General features: G+C 73.4%; 14 protein-coding genes and 1 pseudogene. 14 read left to right on the forward strand and 1 reads right to left on the reverse strand.

The window, feature by feature from the left end; translation table 11 throughout:
- Positions 1-48 precede the first annotated feature (48 nt).
- The 3 genes from fdh to nrfD are packed head-to-tail and all read left to right on the forward strand — an operon-like array spanning position 49 to position 5,383.
- Positions 49-3,345 carry a formate dehydrogenase gene (gene fdh, locus GA0074704_RS14885; RefSeq protein ID WP_269458897.1) on the forward strand — a complete coding sequence of 1,099 codons (3,297 nt, stop codon included), beginning with the start codon at positions 49-51 and terminating at the stop codon, positions 3,343-3,345.
- Positions 3,342-4,343, forward strand: a complete 1,002-nt coding sequence (locus GA0074704_RS14890; RefSeq protein WP_088971070.1) for a 4Fe-4S dicluster domain-containing protein — start codon at positions 3,342-3,344, stop codon at positions 4,341-4,343. Before fdh ends, GA0074704_RS14890 begins: the two co-directional genes overlap by 4 nt.
- Positions 4,340-5,383 carry an NrfD/PsrC family molybdoenzyme membrane anchor subunit gene (gene nrfD, locus GA0074704_RS14895; protein WP_088971071.1) on the forward strand — a complete coding sequence of 348 codons (1,044 nt, stop codon included), beginning with the start codon at positions 4,340-4,342 and terminating at the stop codon, positions 5,381-5,383. Before GA0074704_RS14890 ends, nrfD begins: the two co-directional genes overlap by 4 nt.
- Before the next feature lie 12 nt (positions 5,384-5,395).
- Here nrfD and GA0074704_RS14900 read toward each other — a convergent pair whose 3' ends face one another.
- A complete protein-coding gene (locus tag GA0074704_RS14900; protein ID WP_157743684.1) occupies positions 5,396-6,646 on the reverse strand; it encodes a low temperature requirement protein A in 1,251 nt (416 codons plus the stop codon).
- A gap of 196 nt (positions 6,647-6,842) precedes the next feature.
- Between GA0074704_RS14900 and GA0074704_RS14905 the strand changes: the two genes are divergently transcribed.
- The 11 genes and pseudogenes from GA0074704_RS14905 (at position 6,843) to GA0074704_RS14960 (ending at position 17,353) form a co-directional block, all read left to right on the forward strand.
- Positions 6,843-7,286 (forward strand): phage holin family protein, encoded by a 444-nt coding sequence (locus GA0074704_RS14905; RefSeq protein WP_088971073.1) that lies wholly within the window; start codon positions 6,843-6,845, stop codon positions 7,284-7,286.
- Positions 7,287-7,388: 102 nt separating this feature from the next.
- Positions 7,389-8,600, forward strand: coding sequence for a cation:proton antiporter domain-containing protein (locus GA0074704_RS14910; RefSeq protein WP_088971074.1), 1,212 nt, complete (start codon positions 7,389-7,391; stop codon positions 8,598-8,600).
- Positions 8,601-8,840: 240 nt separating this feature from the next.
- Positions 8,841-9,599 (forward strand): annotated as a pseudogene (locus GA0074704_RS29900) (SigB/SigF/SigG family RNA polymerase sigma factor); the annotation flags it as partial.
- 493 nt (positions 9,600-10,092) lie between these two features.
- On the forward strand, positions 10,093-11,658 hold the full coding sequence (locus GA0074704_RS14925; protein ID WP_088971076.1) for an ANTAR domain-containing protein: 1,566 nt from the start codon (positions 10,093-10,095) through the stop codon (positions 11,656-11,658).
- Positions 11,659-11,779: 121 nt separating this feature from the next.
- Complete coding sequence (locus GA0074704_RS14930; protein WP_088973692.1) at positions 11,780-12,229, forward strand: DUF1622 domain-containing protein; 450 nt, start codon at positions 11,780-11,782, stop codon at positions 12,227-12,229.
- Entirely contained in the window at positions 12,226-12,489 is a 264-nt protein-coding gene (locus GA0074704_RS14935; RefSeq protein ID WP_088971077.1) for a DUF1622 domain-containing protein, read from the forward strand. The genes GA0074704_RS14930 and GA0074704_RS14935 overlap by 4 nt, the downstream gene beginning before the upstream one ends.
- 68 nt (positions 12,490-12,557) lie before the next feature.
- Entirely contained in the window at positions 12,558-14,225 is a 1,668-nt protein-coding gene (gene ctaD / locus GA0074704_RS14940) for an aa3-type cytochrome oxidase subunit I (RefSeq protein ID WP_088971078.1), read from the forward strand.
- Positions 14,226-14,321: 96 nt separating this feature from the next.
- Complete coding sequence (locus tag GA0074704_RS14945; RefSeq protein ID WP_088973693.1) at positions 14,322-14,645, forward strand: NADH-quinone oxidoreductase subunit A; 324 nt, start codon at positions 14,322-14,324, stop codon at positions 14,643-14,645.
- Positions 14,636-15,892 (forward strand): hypothetical protein, encoded by a 1,257-nt coding sequence (locus GA0074704_RS14950; RefSeq protein ID WP_088971079.1) that lies wholly within the window; start codon positions 14,636-14,638, stop codon positions 15,890-15,892. The genes GA0074704_RS14945 and GA0074704_RS14950 overlap by 10 nt, the downstream gene beginning before the upstream one ends.
- On the forward strand, positions 15,889-16,812 hold the full coding sequence (locus tag GA0074704_RS14955) for an NADH-quinone oxidoreductase subunit H (protein ID WP_088971080.1): 924 nt from the start codon (positions 15,889-15,891) through the stop codon (positions 16,810-16,812). The genes GA0074704_RS14950 and GA0074704_RS14955 overlap by 4 nt, the downstream gene beginning before the upstream one ends.
- A 1-nt stretch (position 16,813) precedes the next feature.
- A complete protein-coding gene (locus tag GA0074704_RS14960) occupies positions 16,814-17,353 on the forward strand; it encodes an NADH-quinone oxidoreductase subunit J (RefSeq protein ID WP_088971081.1) in 540 nt (179 codons plus the stop codon).
- Position 17,354: the final 1 nt, after the last annotated feature.

Raw genomic sequence — 17,354 nt, forward strand, 5'->3', positions numbered from 1 at the left:
ATGCCCCCGGCACGGGTAGACACGGGACAGGTGACGCGAGGGGGTGCGATGGGACTGCGCGAGACGTTCCTGCCATGGCCCGTGCTCCGCCAGACCCTGGCCGTGCTCGGTGGTGGTGACCGGCTGGCCCGTGGCGCCGCGGCCCGGTCGAGGCGCAGCGACGCGCTGGTGGCCCGCACCGAGACCGCCGACCGGGTCGTAGCCAGCGTCTGCCCCTACTGCGCCGTCGGCTGCGGGCAACTCGTGTACGTGCGGGACGAGCAGGTCGTGCAGGTCGAGGGGGATCCGGCGTCGCCGGTCAGTCGCGGGCGGCTCTGCCCGAAGGGCGCGGCCACCAAGCAACTCGTCACCAACTCGTTGCGCCAGACTCAGGTGCGCTACCGGCGGCCACACGGCACCGAGTGGGAAGACCTCGACCTCGACACGGCGATGGACATGATCGCCGACCGGGTGATCGCCACCCGCGCCGCCACCTGGGCGGACCAGGAGAACGGTAAGCGGGTACGCCGGACCATGGGTCTCGCGGCGCTGGGCGGTGCGACGCTCGACAACGAGGAAAACTACCTGATCAAGAAGCTCGGCACCGCGCTCGGTGCGGTGCAGATCGAGAATCAGGCCCGTATTTGACACTCCGCCACCGTTCCCGGTCTGGGAACCTCGTTCGGTCGCGGCGGCGCCACCACCTTCCAGCAGGATCTGCAGAACTCCGACTGCATCGTGCTGCAGGGCTCCAACATGGCCGAGTGTCACCCGGTGGGTTTCCAGTGGGTGATGGAGGCCAAGGCGCGCGGCGCCACCCTGATCCACGTCGACCCGCGACTGACCCGTACCGGGGCGCTGGCGGACCTGCACGTGCCGATCCGGGCCGGCACCGACATCGCGCTGCTCGGCGGCCTGATCAACCATGTGCTCAGCAACGGGCTCGAGTTCCGCGAGTACGTGGTGCACTACACCAACGCGGCCACGGTCATCAACGAGGAGTTCCGGGACACCGAGGACCTCGACGGGCTCTTCTCGGGCTGGCGCGACGACACCGCGAGCTACTCCACCGACAGCTGGCAGTACGAGGGCGTGCGGGTGGCGAGTTCCGCCGGCAAGCGAGAACAGGGTACGGCGAAGGCCGGTGACGAACGGGCCCACCAGCGTCACGCGACCGAACGGGGCCACGAGCACGGCAGCCACGGCGCGTCCCTGGCGGACCTGCACAACCTGCGCCGCGACGAGACCCTCGAGCACCCGCGCTGCGTCTTCCAACTGTTGAAGCGGCACTACCGCCGCTACACCCCGGCAATGGTGGCGAAGATCTGCGGGATCCCCGAGGAACTGTTCCGGCAACTCGCGGAGGCGATCACCCGCAACTCCACCCGGGACCGCACCACCGCCTGGGCGTACGCGGTGGGCTGGACCCAGCACACGGTGGGCGTGCAGTACATCCGGGCCGCCTCGGTGCTGCAACTGCTGCTGGGCAACATCGGCCGGCCCGGCGGGGGCATCCTCGCGCTGCGCGGGCACGCCAGCATCCAGGGCAGCACCGACATCCCCACCCTCTACAACCTGCTGCCCGGCTACCTGCCGATGCCGCACCCGGACTCGCACGGCAGCCTCGACGCGTACGTCGCCGACGATTCGGCCGAGACCGGCTACTGGGGCAACATGCGCGCCTACGCGGTCAGCCTGCTCAAGGCGTACTGGGGCGACGCGGCCACCGCCGACAACGACTTCTGCTTCGACTACCTGCCCCGCATCACCGGCGACCACAGCACCTACCGCACGGTGCAGGCGCAGCTCGACGGCACCTGCAAGGGCTACTTCCTCAACGGGCAGAACCCGGCCGTCGGCTCGGCCAACGCTCGGGCGCAGCGGCTCGGCATGGCGAACCTCGACTGGCTGGTCGTGCGGGACTTCGCGCTCATCGAGAGCGCCACCTGGTGGCAGGACGGCCCGGAGATCGAGTCGGGGGAGCTGCGCACCGAGGACATCGCCACCGAGGTGTTCTTCCTGCCGGCCGCGACGCACACCGAGAAGGACGGCAGCTTCACCAACACCCAACGGATGCTGCAGTGGCACCACAAGGCGGTGGAACCGCCCGGCGACGCCCGCAGCGACCTGTGGTTCTGGTACCACCTGGGCCGGCGGATCCGGGCGAAACTGGCCGGCTCCAGCGCCGACCGGGACCGCCCGATCCTCGACCTGAACTGGAACTACTCCACCTCCGGCCCGCACGAGGAGCCCAGCGCCGAGGAGGTGCTGCAGGAGATCAACGGCCGGAAGGCGGACGGAGCGTTCCTGTCCACCTACGAGCAGCTGAAGGCCGACGGCTCCACCGCCTGCGGCTGCTGGATCTACTGCGGCTCCTACGCCGACGGCGTGAACCAGGCCGCCCGGCGCAAGCCGCACACCGAGCAGAACTGGGTGGCCCCCGAGTGGGGCTGGGCGTGGCCGGCGAACCGGCGCCTGCTCTACAACCGCGCCTCCGCCGACCCCCAGGGCCGGCCGTGGAGCGAACGCAAGGCGTACGTGTGGTGGGACGCCGACCAGGGGAGGTGGACCGGCCACGACGTGCCGGACTTCCAGCCGACGAAGGCGCCCGACTACCGGCCGCCGGAGGGCGCGCTCCGACAGGACGCCCTGTCCGGCGTCGACCCGTTCATCATGCAGGCCGACGGAAAGGGCTGGCTGTACGTGCCCGCCGGGCTCTCCGACGGGCCGCTGCCCACCCACTACGAGCCGCAGGAGTCGCCGGTGCCGAACCTGCTCTACGGCCAGCAGCAGAACCCGGCCCGACAGCTGAGCCGACGGCGCGACGTCGACCCGTACCAGCCCAGCGGCAGCGACGTCTTCCCGTACGTGCTGACCACCTACCGGCTGACCGAGCACCACACCGCCGGCGGGATGAGCCGCTGGCTGCCGTACCTGTCCGAGCTGCAACCGGAGCTGTTCTGCGAGGTGTCCCCGGAGTTGGCGGCGACGGTCGGCCTGGAGCACCTCGGCTGGGCGACCATCGTGACCGCCCGCAGCGCCGTCGAGGCCCGGGTCCTGGTCACCGACCGGATGGTGCCGGTGCGCGTCCACGACCGGATCGTCCATCAGGTCGGGCTGCCCTACCACTGGGGTCGCAACGGCATCACCACCGGCGACTCCGCCAACGACCTGACCCACATGGCGCTCGACCCGGACGTGCACATCCAGGAGGTCAAAGCGCTCACCTGCGACATCCGGCCCGGCCGCCGGCCCCGGGGCCCGCAGCGGCGCCGGCTGGTCGAGGAGTACCTGGGACGGGCCGGGATCGACGCGGCGACCGGCACCGCCCACCGCACCACGGAAAGGCACGGGGACCGGGCATGACCGACAACCTGCTGGAGGGGCGCGAGGACCCCGCGCCGGACTCCGGGTACGCGCAGCCGCCACCGCGGATGGGCTTCTTCACCGACACGTCGGTGTGCATCGGCTGCAAGGCCTGCGAGGTGGCCTGCAAGGAGTGGAACCTCGTCCCCGACGACGGCTTCTCCCTGCTTGGCATGTCGTACGACAACACCGGGATGCTGGGCGCCGACACCTGGCGGCACGTCGCCTTCATCGAGCAGGACCGCCGGCTGGGCCGGCAACAGAACGCCGTCGCCCTGATGCCGGTCGGCCCCACCTCCACCGACCGCAACCACCGCAGCGTGGCGGCGGGCCTGGGGGAGCGGCACGGTGCGCGGCTGGGCAGCGACACGGGCGCCACGCAGGTCGTGCCGGGTCCGCGCGGGGAGCCGGTCACCCCCGACGGGCGTACGGAGCTGCGCTGGTTGATGGCCAGCGACGTCTGCAAACACTGCACGCACGCAGCCTGCCTCGACGTCTGTCCCACCGGCAGCCTCTTCCGTACCGAGTTCGGCACGGTGGTGGTGCAGGAGGACATCTGCAACGGCTGCGGCTACTGCGTGCCGGCCTGTCCCTACGGCGTCATCGACCAGCGCAAGGACGACGGTCGGGTCTGGAAGTGCACCCTGTGCTACGACCGGCTGAGCGTCGGGCAGGAACCCGCCTGCGCCAAGGCGTGCCCCACCGACTCGATCCAGTACGGGCCGCTCGACGAGCTGCGGGAGCGCGCGGCGCATCGGGTCGCCCAGCTGCACGACGCCGGGATGCCGGAGGCCCACCTGTACGGCGCCGACCCGGACGACGGGGTGGGCGGCGCCGGCGCCTTCTTCCTGCTGCTCGACCAACCCGAGGTGTACGGATTCCCACCCGACCCGGTGGTGACCACCCGGGACCTGCCGGCCATGTGGCGGCACACCGTCGTCGCGGCGGCCGGCGTGGCCGTCACCGCGCTCCTGGCGTTCGCCGGAGCCCGGCGATGACCGCCGGCGAGCGCACCGGCAGTGATGTCCGCCGGGACGGGCTGCACCACGTCGCGCCCGGACGGGACGCCCTGGTCGGCTCCCGGGGCGGCCGGCGGGGCGGTCGGGGTGGGGAGGTCGTGCCGCCGGCCGAGTTCCGCTCCTACTACGGGCGGGCGGTGATCAAGCCACCGATCTGGAAGGCGCACAACATCGCCGGCTATCTGTTCCTCGGCGGCGTCGCCGGGGGCGCCGCGCTGCTCGCCGCCGGCGCCGACCTTACCGGCCGGGCCGGGATGCGCCGGTCCGCCCGGCTCATCTCGGCCGGCGCCACCGGCGTCTCCCTCGCCGTCCTGGTCGCCGACCTCGGCCGCCCGAAGCGGTTCGTGCACATGCTGCGGGTGATCAAGCCGACCTCGCCGATGTCGATCGGCACCTGGCTGCTCAGCGGGTTCGCTCCGCTGGTGGCCGTCGCGGCGCTCGACGAGGTGTCCGACCTGCTGCCGCCCCCGGTGGCGGAGCTGGTCGGGCGGCTGGCCCGCCCGAGCGGCCTGGCCGCCACCGCCGTCGCGCCCGCGGTGACCACGTACACCGGCACGCTGATCGCCGACACCGCCGTGCCGGTCTGGCACGGCGCGTACCGGGAGTTGCCGTACCTGTTCGGGGCGAGCGCGCTCGCCGCGGCCGGCGGCCTGGTCGCCGCCGCCTCCCCGGCCCGGGAGGCCGCCCCGGCGCGGCTCGCCGGCATCGCCGGCTCCGTCGCCGCGCAGGCGCTCGACCGGGCCGTGCACCGCCGGCTCGGGATGGTCGCCGAGCCGCTGACCGAGGGCCGGCCGGGACGGCTGCTGCGCGCCTCCCGCTGGTGCTCCCGGGCGGGCATCGCGTTGCTGGGGGTGTCGGCGGTGCGGCGCAGCCGGGCCCTGGACGCGGCCGGGGGTGTGGCGCTGGCCGCCGAGTCCGCGCTGACCAAGTTCGCCTTCTTCTACGCCGGCGACGCCTCGGCGGCGGACCCGAAGTACACCGTGGCGCCACAGCGGGAGCGTGCCGTCGCCACCGGCTGAGGCAGGTCCGCGTCACAGCCGTTCGCGGCGCCAGCGGCTGACGGCCTCCTCCGCCACCTGCTCCTCCGCGCGGACCATCGCCTTGACCCGCTGCCGGGCGACCTTGCCGGTGAACCGCTGGACCACTGCCAGGGCACAGCAGACCGTGGTGAGGGCGGCGAGCGCGACGAGCGGATCGACGAACGTCGCCGGCCCGATCAGGGCAACCACGACTGCCGCGGCGGTCAGGTCGGAGGGGCGTGGCCGGCGGGACAGCCTCAGGCCGATCGCCACGCCGGCCAGAACGTAGAGGAGCACCCCTGCGTACAGGGTGCCCACCGCCGACCAGGGCAGCCGATCTGCTCCCGGCATGGCGAGCGTCTCCAGCACCAGTTTGAGCCCGAGCGCCGTCGACACGACGCCGAAGATGAGCACCAGGTGCAGATAGGTGAAGACGTCCCTGGCCAACGGCACCCGCGACAGGTCACGGACCCGGTGCAGCGTCTGCTCCACCGACGGGCTCAGGGTGTCGAAGTGCAGCCACCACAGGGCGGCGATGAGGACGATGCCCAGCGCGCAGGCGGCGATCACGGGAATGGTCAGGGCCAGCCGGTCGAAACGGCCGGGGCCGATGCCCAGCGAGATGACCGCCTCACCCAGGGCGATGAGGACGATGAGCCCGTGTCGTTCCGCCCAGTGCGCGGCCGAGGCCACCGACCAGCGGGCGTACGGCAGGACCAGCCCGACGGAGTACTCGGCGAGCAGGGCGGCGCTCCACAGCGCCAGGCGCGTACCGGTGACCGCCTCTGCGGGGATCCACCGGGGAAGGACGACGGAGAGCACGACCAGTACGGCTGCGACCAGCGCCGGGACGGTGAGGACGGCGAACTGCCCGCGGGTGTGCCCGGCCGACGTCAGGACGAGCAGGAAGCCGGCCACGGTCACGGCGCGGACGAACAGGTAGGCCACGGCGAAGACCAGCGGCCCGGGCAGGTCGTCCGGCTGGTCGACGAAGGCCTGCGGAATCGTGATCGCCAGGACGAACACCCCGGTCATGATTGCCATCCCGACCAGTGGAATCACCCCGTGATCGGCGCGGACAGTGTTGGACAGGGCGACGAAGCCGGTCCAGCACCACCACAGCAGCGCCAGCACCACCGCCCCGGCGTACAGCGACCGGGGTGTGGGGTGTCGGGCGGCGAGTCCGGTGACGTTGAGGAACGCGAAGACGAAGATCAGGTCGTAGAAGAGCTCCAAGCGGGTGACCCGGCTGCCCGGAGCCACCGGCAGGAGCCACCGCGAGCGGCGAAGACGCGGCGGCACACTCACCTCACCAGTCTGTCCGCCGTCGAAAGGCAAGGTGTTGTTTCCGTGCTTCCGGCCCCTCGACCTGGCCGGGCCCGGAAAGCGCCCCCACGGCGGTGTGCGACCGGACCACCCGGGTACGTCAGCGGCTCGCGAGGGTGGGGACGGAGGAGAGATGAGCGACGAGAGCTACGGGCGACAGGGGGACGGACCGACATCCAGCGCGACGGAACGGCTGGCCAGGGACGTGGCCGACGTCGTCCGGGAGGAGGTCAGGGCCGTTCGCGGCCAGGTGACCGAGGCGGCCCGCCCGGCCGGCCTGGGCGTCGCCCTGCTGGCCACCGCCGGTGGGTGCCTGGTGCTCGGCGCCGGTGCGGCGTCGACCACCGTGCTGCGGATGCTGGAGACCTTTCTGCCTCGCCGGCTGGCCGCCGCGGGTCTCACCGCCGGCTATCTGGCCACCGCCGTCGTCCTCGGACGGCTCGGGCTGGCCCAGTTGCGCGCCGCCGGCGGCACCTCGGCCCGGCTGGCCGATGAGGTGCGGGACATGGTCTCCGCCACCGCCGGGCGAGTCGTGCCGGCGGCTGGTGAGGCGGCCCGCGACGAATTCGACCGCTGATCGCGGCGGAACGCGAGGGCGCAGGGTCTGAGCGCCCCGCCCCGGTCGGCAGGTTCCCGGCGGCCGGAGTGTGACCGTCCCGGCAACGGGTAGCGCGTCGGGATGGACCCCCTTCTGCTCAGTTACGCCCTCGTCGGAGTCCTCGCCGTGCTGCTGGCGTTCTGGTCTAGCGCCATCCGCCGTACGGTGCTGACCGAGCCGCTGCTCGCCCTCGGGCTGGGGGTCCTTGCCGGCCCGGTGCTCGGACTGATCGACGTGGCCGACCGGCTCGGCTACGAGCTGACGCGTGAGGTGAGCCGGGCGTTGCTCGCGGTCTCCCTGATGGCGGTCGCGCTGCGCTTCCCGATTGCCGCCTACCGGGCCGTGCGGCGTCCGGTGCTGGTGCTGCTCTCCGCCGGCATGGTGGGGATGGCGGTGGTCACCGCGGGCCTGTCCGGGTGGCTGCTCGGTGTGCCCCTGGCCGTCGCCGCGCTGCTGGGCAGCTGCCTGGCCCCCACCGACCCGGTCCTGGCCTCCAGCATCGTCTCCGGTGGTCCGGCCGAACGCCAGCTGCCCGCCCGACTGCGTCAGGTGCTCAGCGGCGAGTCCGGCGGCAACGACGGCCTGGCCTTCCCCCTGGTCGTCCTCGCCCTGGCCGGGGTCGGCGCCCGGCCCTGGGGCGACGAGGTGCGTTCCGCGCTGTGGGGCGTGGTGGGGGCGGTGCTCGCCGGGGTGGTGCTCGGCTGGCTGGCCGGGCACGCGGTCCGCGCGGCCAGCCGACGGGAGACCCTCGACCGGGGCTCCCTGGTGATCTTCGCCGTCCTGCTCGGGATCGCCGCGCTCGGCGTGGCGCGGGCGCTCGACACGGACGGCATCCTGGCGGCCTTCGTCACCGGGTTGGCCTACAACGCGGTCATCGGCGACCAACCGCGGGCGGCGGAGCAGAAGCTGGACGACTCGTTGACCCGCTACCTGGTGCTGCCGCTGTTCTTCCTGCTCGGCGTCGAACTGCCATGGCGTGACTGGATCGACGCGGGTTGGCGGTTGCCGCTCTTCGCCGTCGCCGTGCTGCTCCTGCGGCGGCTGCCGGTGGTCCTCGCTCTCAGGATCCCGCTCGGGTTGGGTTGGCGGGACCTGCTCTTCCTGGGCTGGTTCGGCCCGATCGGCGTGTCGGCGCTGTTCTATCTGACCTTCTCCCGCGACGAGGGCGCCCACGATCCGCTGCTCTGGACGGCAGGCAGTCTCGTCGTCGCGCTGAGCACCCTGGTGCACGGCGTGACCGCCATGCCGGGCCGACGCTGGTACGCCGCCGCAGGGCCACCAGCCGAGCACTGACGGCCCGGATGGTCTCGTCCCGGTAACAGCCTCCGTTGACCGGGTTTGATCCTTCCTGTCGAGGAAAGCCAGAGACGGTAGCCCCCGCGCTTCGACGCCGCGGTGTCGACGAACGGCACCAGGACCTGGTCCACCTGACGGCTCAGCGCGCACCGGGCTCCCGCCTGCCCGCCGACGGAGTCGGCCGGCCTCCCGTGCGGTCGCCCCCTGCCTCGCCTCCGTCTGGAGTTCGTCATGACCATGTCCGCCCGTACCGCCCCAGCGGCGCCCCCGTCCGACGCCGGCGTCACGGACCTGTTCGCCGTCCTGCACGAGACCGGCCGTCCGCCCGCCGAGCGCCGCCGGGCGCGGCACCGTCTGGTCGAGTTGCACCAGCCGCTCGCCGCGGCCCTCGCCCGCCGTTTCGTGAAGAGCGGCGAGCCGCTCGACGACCTGACCCAGGTGGCCTGCTACGGCCTGGTCAAGGCCGTCGACGGGTACGACCCCGGTCGTGGCGTGCCGTTCGGTGGATACGCCACCCCGACCATCCTCGGAGAGCTGAAGCGGCACTTCCGGGACCACGGGTGGGGGGTGCGGGTGCCCCGCGGCCTGCAGGAACGTTACCTGTGTGTGGCCGCCGCCCGGACCGAACTGACCCGCCGGCTGCAACGCCAGCCTGCGGTCGAGGAGGTGGCCGCCCACCTCGGCGTCCCGCCGGACGAGGTCGTCGAGGCGCTCGTGGCCGGCCAGGCGTACGCGAGCGTGTCGCTGCACCGCCCGGCCGGCGCGGACGACGAACCGGCCCTGCGGGAGGAGTTGCTGGCCGAGCGGGACGCCCGGATCGACGGGGTCGGTGACCGGCTCGACCTGCGGGCGGCGCTGCACCGGTTGCCCGAGCGGGAGCGTGCCGTGGTGATCCGCTACTTCCACGGCAACCAGACGCAGGAGCGGATCGGCGAGGAGCTGGGAATCTCCCAGATGCACGTGTCCCGGATCCTGCGCGGGGCGCTCGCGCGGCTGCGCCGAGACCTGTCCGCCGACCAGCCGCGGCCGGCCGAGGGTAACGGGGACGCGACGGTGACGGTGCGCCGGACGGGTGACACCGCCGTCGCGACGGTGTGCGGCGCCCTGGACGAGGAGGGCGCGGACCTGCTGCGGGACCAGCTCACCCGGCTGGCCGTCGTCGAACGACCACCGGCGCTCGTGGTCGACCTGCGTCGGGCGTCGGTCGAGTCGCCCCGCATCGCCCGGACGATCATGGACATCGGCCGCGCCTGCGCCCACGTGCGGGCGCGGCTCACCCTGGTGAACCTGTCCCGGCACGGGTTCGCGCTGCTCCGCGCGGCCGGCCTGACCCGGTTGGTCTCGTGCCTACCGTCGCGGGCCACCGCGCCGGACGGTCGCGCCCCGGTGGAGACGGCCCGGGAGCGGGCGCGGACGGTGCCGTCGTGCCGGCCGTCGGCGGCGGCGATAGGCTCGGTCGGAAGCAACGGGCAGGCGAGAAGGTGGGAACGTGACGCGACGGCGGCGGGCGACCCCGGCGGCCGCGCCACCCGCGAGCACCGTCGCCCGGCTCCGGCGCGAACTCGACGGCCTGCGACGGGCGCAGCGCTCCCAGGCGGTGGTGGAGCAGGCCACCGGGCTGTTGATCGCCCGGTTGGGCTGCTCGCCGGAGGACGCCTTCGCGCAGCTGGCCCGGATGTCCCAGCAGACCAACACCCGGCTGGTGGAGGTGGCCGCCGCCCTGTTGGGCGTCGCCGCCCCGCCGTCGGCGCCCACGACCGGGGCGGAACCGTTCCGGCCGGACCGCTACCTCCACCGCCCGCCGTCCCCGGCGCCGGATCGAGCCCCCGCCCGGGTGCCGCTGGCCGGGCAGGTCGCCGCCCGTTACCACCTGGCCCGGGCCGCCATGACGGCGGCGGCCGACCCCAACGCGCTCGCCGAGGCGCTCTGGACGGAGGGCGTACGCCACCTGGCGGCGACCTCCACCCTGCTCGGTGTGCTCGAACCCGACGGCGCCGTACGGCTGGCCGGGTCGTACGGGTTGCCCCCGTCCGTGGCCAGCCGCTGGCAGCGGGCCCCCGCCTCGGTCAACATGGCGTTCCTGCGCACCGCCGTCGACGGACGGCCACTGTGGCTGACCCGGGACGAGGCCCACCGCCTGGGCTACGACTTCATCGGCGGGGGCGCGGTGCGGGCCTGCCTGCCGCTGCGCCGGTCGGATCGCACCTTCGGCGTGGCCGCGATCAGCTGGGACGAGCACCGGGAGTTCGACGCCGCGACGAGGGCGTACGTGGAGGCGGTCACGGAGGTGGCCGGCCGGCGGCTGGCCGAGCTGTCGCCGGGGGCACCGGCCGCGCACTGGGTGGAGACGGTGCTCGACGCGCTGCCCGGATCCGTGGCGTGGTGGTGCCCGGTGCGCGACCCGGCCGGCGAGATCGTGGACTGGCGCTTCGACCGGTGCGGCCCGGAGGCCACGGACGGGGCGGGGCGACCCGCCGGGGCACTGACCGGACGGCACCTGCTCGACGTGCATCCGTCCGCGGCGGAGGACGGCATCGTGGCCGGCTGCGCGGCGGCCCTGCGCGACGGCGTCCCGTTCCGGTGGGGGCCCGGACCGGTGTGGCAGGCTGCCGATCCCCGCCCCGTCCCGGTGCTGTTCAGCCTCCGCGCCGTCCCGTTCGGCGACGGGTTGCTGGCCAGTTGGGCCTACCACGACGAGCAGCGCCGCACCGTCGAGCGGGTGGCCCGGCTGGAACGCGCCGGCGACGTGGGCTGGACCGAGTGGGACTTCGCCGCCGGCCGGGTCGAGTGGTCGCCGGCGGCGTACCCGATCCTGGCACGGGACGTCGCGGACGGGCCGCTTCCGCTCGGCGCCCTGCATCGCTGCGCGGCGGAGGCCGACGCGCCGGCGCTGCGGGCGGCGGTGCACGCCCTCACCGAGCGCGCGGAACCGGTCGACATGGTCTTCACCCTGCGCCGGCACGGCGAGACGCGTCCCGTCCGGTTCCTCGCCGACCCCGTCGTGGACGGGGCCGGGCGGGTCACGGGCGTGCGGGGCGCGGTGGCGCGCGCCTGAACCAGCCCGTGCGCGGCGCCGTGGCCCGGGCCTGAACCAGCCCGTGCGGCCGCCGCGGTGGTGATCGATACGCGGGTGCCGCGAGGTGTGGACCGCCGACCGCGGGGCACCGCAGACCGGCATGGAACACGTTCTCGGTGAGGAGTGGCTCTCCCACTCGGTGGATCTGCTGGTGCGGCTGGTGGAGGCCGCCGGCGCTCTGATCATCTTCTTCGGCGCGATGAGCGCCCTGGTCCGCTTCGTCGTCGTCGGCCTCCGTGAGCGGCGTACCCGTGCGTTCGTGCCGGTGCGGCTGGGACTGGGCCGCTTCCTGGCGCTGGGGTTGGAGTTCCAGCTCGCCTCGGACATCCTGCGGACCGCGATCGCCCCGACCCTGCGGGAGATCGGCGAGTTGGCGGCCGTGGCCGCGATCCGGACCGCGTTGAACTTCTTCCTCGCCCGGGAGATCAAGCAGGAACGGGCGGAGCTGGCCCGGGAGGGCCGGGCGCCGGACCCGGTGGACGGGCCGGTACCCCCTCGCCCCCGTGCCGGCCGGGACCTGACGCCGGAGCCGCTGGATCGGTCCTCGTGAACGCCGTGATCGGCTACGCCTCGCTGGCCTGCGTCGCCGCGGGGCTGCTGGCCGGGCTGACCGCCCTCGCCGTCACCCGCGACGGCCGGGCGGCCCTGCGGGTGGCGCTGGACCTGTGGCTCGCCGCCGGGCTGCTCCGGCTGGCCCTGCCGCCCTCCTGGGACCAGCTGCTCAGCGCCGCCGCCATCGTCGCGGTCCGGCAGCTCGTCGGCCTCGGGATGAGCGCGGGAGGAGCAAGGACACCGGCCACCGGAGACTGACGCCCCGCCAGGTTTGCGCCACCGTCGAGCCGGACACCGAGGGGACAAGATCGGCGGAAGGTAGACGCATGGACCTGTGGACAGCTCCCGTACCGACCGTCGTGGTGGGGCCGGTTCGTCGGCCGGTACGTGGTTCTGCGCTGGCCCGGCTGCTGCGGACGACCGACGCCAAGCAGATCGGCATCCTGTACCTGACCACGGCCTTCGGGTTCTTCCTGGTCGGTGGCGCGCTGGCGCTGGTGATGCGCGCCGAGCTGGCCCGCCCGGGCATGCAGCTGCTCTCGCCCGAGCAGTACAACCAGCTGTTCACCATGCACGGCACGATCATGCTGCTGCTGTTCGCCACCCCGATCGTGTTCGCCTTCGCGAACTATCTGGTGCCGCTGCAGATCGGCGCCCCGGACGTGGCCTTCCCCCGGCTCAACGCGTTCGCGTACTGGCTCTACCTCTTCGGCGGTCTGCTGGTGCTCGGCGGGTTCGCCACCCCGGGAGGCGCCGCCGACTTCGGCTGGACGGCGTACCAGCCGCTCGCCGGGGCGGAGCACTCCCCGGGCGTGGGCGCGAACCTGTGGGCGGTCGGGCTGGTCGGGTCGGGTCTGGGGACCATCCTGGGCGCGGTCAACATGATCACCACCGTGCTGACCCTGCGGGCGCCCGGCATGACGATGTTCCGCATGCCGATCCTGACGTGGAACATCCTGATCACGTCCGTGCTGGTGATCCTGGTGTTCCCGCTGCTGGCGGCCGCGTTGCTGGCCGTGCTCGCCGACCGGGAGCTGGGGGCGCACGTGTACGACGCGGCCACCGGGGGGCCGCTGCTGTGGCAGCACCTGTTCTGGTTCTTCGGCCATCCCGAGGTCTACATCGTGGCGTTGCCGTTCTTCGGCATCATCACCGAGATCATCCCGGTCTTCTCCCGCAAGCCGGTCTTCGGCTACAAGGGCCTGGTGGCCGCGACGATCTCCATCGCCGCCCTGTCGATGAGCGTGTGGGCGCACCACATGTTCGCCACCGGCCAGGTGCTGCTGCCGTTCTTCAGCTTCCTCAGCTATCTCATCGCGGTCCCGACAGGAATCAAGTTCTTCAACTGGATCGGCACCATGTGGCGGGGCCAGATCAGCTTCGAGACCCCGATGCTCTTCGCGGTCGGCTTCCTGGTCACCTTCCTCTTCGGTGGCCTGACCGGTGTGCTGCTGGCCAGCCCGCCGGTCGACTTCCACGTGCACGACTCGTACTTCGTGGTGGCGCACTTCCACTACGTGCTCTTCGGCACGATCGTGTTCGCGGTCTTCGGCGGCATCTACTTCTGGTTCCCGAAGATGTTCGGCCGGATGCTCGACGAGCGGCTCGGCAAGATCCACTTCTGGCTGACCATGACCGGCTTCCACACCACCTTCCTGGTGCAGCACTGGCTCGGCAACGAGGGCATGCCCCGCCGGTACGCCGACTACCTGCCCGGCGACGGCTTCACGACCTTGAACACGATCTCGACCATCGGGTCCTTCCTACTCGGTGTCTCCCTGCTGCCGTTCCTGTGGAACGTGTGGCGCTCCTACCGGTTCGGCGCGGTGGTGCGCGAGGCCGACCCGTGGGGCCACGGCCTGTCCCTGGAATGGGTCACCTCCTCGCCGCCGCCGCTGCGCAACTTCGACCGGATGCCCCGGATCCGCTCCGAGCATCCCGCGTACGACCTGCGGCGGGAGCGGGCGGCGCTGCCCCGACAACGGCAGGGCTGAGAACCCTGCACGGGACATGGCCGGCTGGCAGGGTGGGGGCAACGCAACCGACACGGGAAGGGAGCGCAGGTGGAGGCGTACCTGCCGGTGCTGACGATGCTCGGGGTGGCGGCGGCCCTGGTCGGCACCCTCTACCTCGTACAGCTGGGCACGGCGGTGGCCCGGGACGCGACGACGGTGCCGGCGTTCCGTTCCGGGCTGCCTCCGCGTGAGCACGCCGTGTCCCGGTTCCACGCCCGCTGGTACGCGGTCAGCCTGCTCTTCCTCGCCTTCGACGTGGAGATGTTGTTCATGTACCCGTGGGCGGTGGTCGTCGCCCAGGTCGGCACGCCCGCCGTCGTGGAGATGTTCGTCTTCCTCGGCCTGCTGATGGCCGGTGTGCTCTACGCCTGGCGGGAGGGGGCGTTGCGATGGGCCTGATCGGCGACCGTCTCGCGGCCTGGGCGGCCCGCCGGCCACACCTGCTGCTGGCCGCCGTCCCCGGCGCCACCGACGTCCGGCTCGCGGTCGAGGCACAGGCCCACCGGTACGGCTGGCCGCTGGCCGCCTCCCCGGCCGACGCGGACCTGCTCGTGGTGGCCGGGGAGCCCGGCCCCGAGCTGGCGGAGGCGATCGAGCGGGTGTGGGCCCAACTACCGGGGCCCCGCGCCCGGGCCCGGACAGGGGACCGGCAGGGCGCGGCCGGCATCCTGGCGGCGATGGCACGGCGACTCACCGGAGCCGACGGCGAGGCAGTGGACCTGGGACCCGACGGTGGCATGGCGCCCGCACACCAGGGCGGCACCGGCGGTCACGACGGCGATGACCATCAGGGGGGCGACGACCAGCGGGGCGGGCACGACCAGCGGGGCGGGCCCGGCGGCCACGGCCGTCAGGGTGGCCACGACCAGCAGGGCGGCCGCGGCGGCGACGAGGGCCAGGGCCACGGCGGGATGTCGATGCCGGGTGGGCTGATGATGGCCGACCGGGCGGACGACCGGGACGGGCTGAAGCTGGACGTGCTGCACCTGGCGCTCGGCCCCGTGCTGGCGGACTGGCCGGCCGGGCTGGTGGTCGAGCTGACCGTGCAGGGCGACGTGGTGCAGGCTGCCACCGGCCGCGTGCTGCCACCGGCAGCCCCCGTCGAAGAGGCGTTCTGGGACGCGGACGTACCCGGGGAGCGTCGTCGCCGGCACGCCGCCTCCCACCTGGACTCGCTGGGCCGGCTCTGGGCGGTGGCGGGCTGGCCGTCCGGGGCGGCGACGGCCCGCCGGCTGCGCGACGAGCTGATCGACGGCGGGCCCGTCGACGAGGCGTACCGGGAATTCGAGCGGCTCGACCGGCGGGCCCGCCGCTCACGCGCGCTGCGCTGGTCCACCGACGGCCTCGGGGTGCTGTCCGCGCCGGACGCCGCGCGGGCCGACGTCACCGGGCCGGCGGCCCGGGCGGCGGACACCGGCGGCGACGCGACCGCGCGGTGGCGCTGCTGGCTGGCCGAGACCGGCCGGCTGCTGGCCGGCGGCGAGCCCACCGCGACCGGCCCGAGGGGCGCCGGCGGCGCGTCGGCCGCCCTGCTGGCCGTGGCGACGCGCCTGATGGTCGGACTCGACCTGGCCGCCGCCCGCCTGGTGCTGGCCTCCTTCGACCCCGATCCGGACGAGCTGGCGGCCGTCGGGGTGCGACGGTGACCGCGGGTCCGTGGTGGAGCGTGCTGGTCGCCGCCGGCGTGCTGGTCGGCGCGGCGCTGGCCGGGGCGGTGCTGGCGGGCGTCCTCGACCCGGCCGGTGGTGCGACCGTCGCCCACCGGGCCGGGCGGCCGTTGTGGGAGGCCGGACGGCTGCTGCGGCAGCGCCGCCGGCGGATCGTCGCGGCCGACCTGCTGCTGTGGCGGCTGGGCCTGGCCGGGCCGCTGGTGGTCGCCCTGCTCATGGTCGTGGTGGTGCCGCTCGGCGACCGGGCGGTGGCCGACCTGCCGGTGGGGGTCGTCTGGTTCAACGCGATGGACGTGCTGCTCTGGGCGGCGGTGTGGCTGGCCGGCTGGGGCGCCAACAGCGGGTACGGCCTGGTGGGCGGCTACCGGTTCCTCGCGCAGGGGCTCGGCTACGAGTTGCCGCTGATGTTCGCGCTGACCGCGCCGGCGGTGGCGGCCGGCAGCCTACGGGTCGCGGACGTGGTGGCGGCGCAGCGGAGCCTGTGGTTCGTGGCGTCGATGCCGGTGGCGTTCCTGGTCCTCCTCGGTGCGGTGCTGGCCTTCAGCATGTCCGGGCCGTTCGCCTACCCGGACGGGCGGGATCTCGCGGGTGGGGTGCTGGCCGAGCCGTCCGGGGTGGACCGGCTGGTGCTGCAGGCCGGCCGGTACGCGCTGCTGGCCGCCGGTGCGGCGATGGCGGTGGCGCTCTTCCTCGGTGGGGGAGCGGGGCCGCTGCTGCCCGGCTGGCTGTGGAGCATGGTCAAGACCCTCGCCGTGCTGGCCGCCCTGGTGGCGTTGCGGGGCCGGATTCCCGTGCTGCGGGCCGACCGGTTGATGCGGCTGGCCTGGCTGGTGGTGCTGCCCGCCACTCTGCTGCAGGTCCTCGTCGTGGCCGTGCTCGCGGTGGAAGGGCACTGAGATGGCCGTCGTGGTCTTCGTCGTGCTGGCGCTCGTCGCGGTGGCGTCCGGCGTCGCCGTGTTCACTGTGGACTCGATGGCCCGGGCGACGTTCGCGCTCGCGCTGTCGTTCGTCGCGGTCGGTGGGGAGCTGATCCTGCTCGACCTGGGTTACCTGGGCGTGGTGACGATCCTGATGATGGTGATGGAGATGGCCGTCATGGCGGTCTTCATGATCATGTTCATGATGAACCCGGCCGGGCTGATGCCCATGTCGATGCTGCACAACCGCCGGGGCGCGCTGGTGGTCTCGGTGCTCACCTTCGTCGTGCTGGCCGCCGGATCACTGCTCGTGCCCTGGCCGACCCGCCGGGGTGGACCGCCCGGTGACCCGACCCGCGTCCTGGGCGAGGCGATCATGGGGTCGAAGATGCTGGTCATGATGGCCGTGTCGGCGGTCCTCTTCGCCACCATGATCTCGGCGCTGGTGCTCGCCACCGCCCGGGGCCGCTACGACCGCGCCGACGCGGCGACAGTCGTCGACCACCAGGAGCGGCCGTGAC

This window comes from Micromonospora siamensis, from assembly GCF_900090305.1.
Lineage (GTDB): Bacteria > Actinomycetota > Actinomycetes > Mycobacteriales > Micromonosporaceae > Micromonospora > Micromonospora siamensis.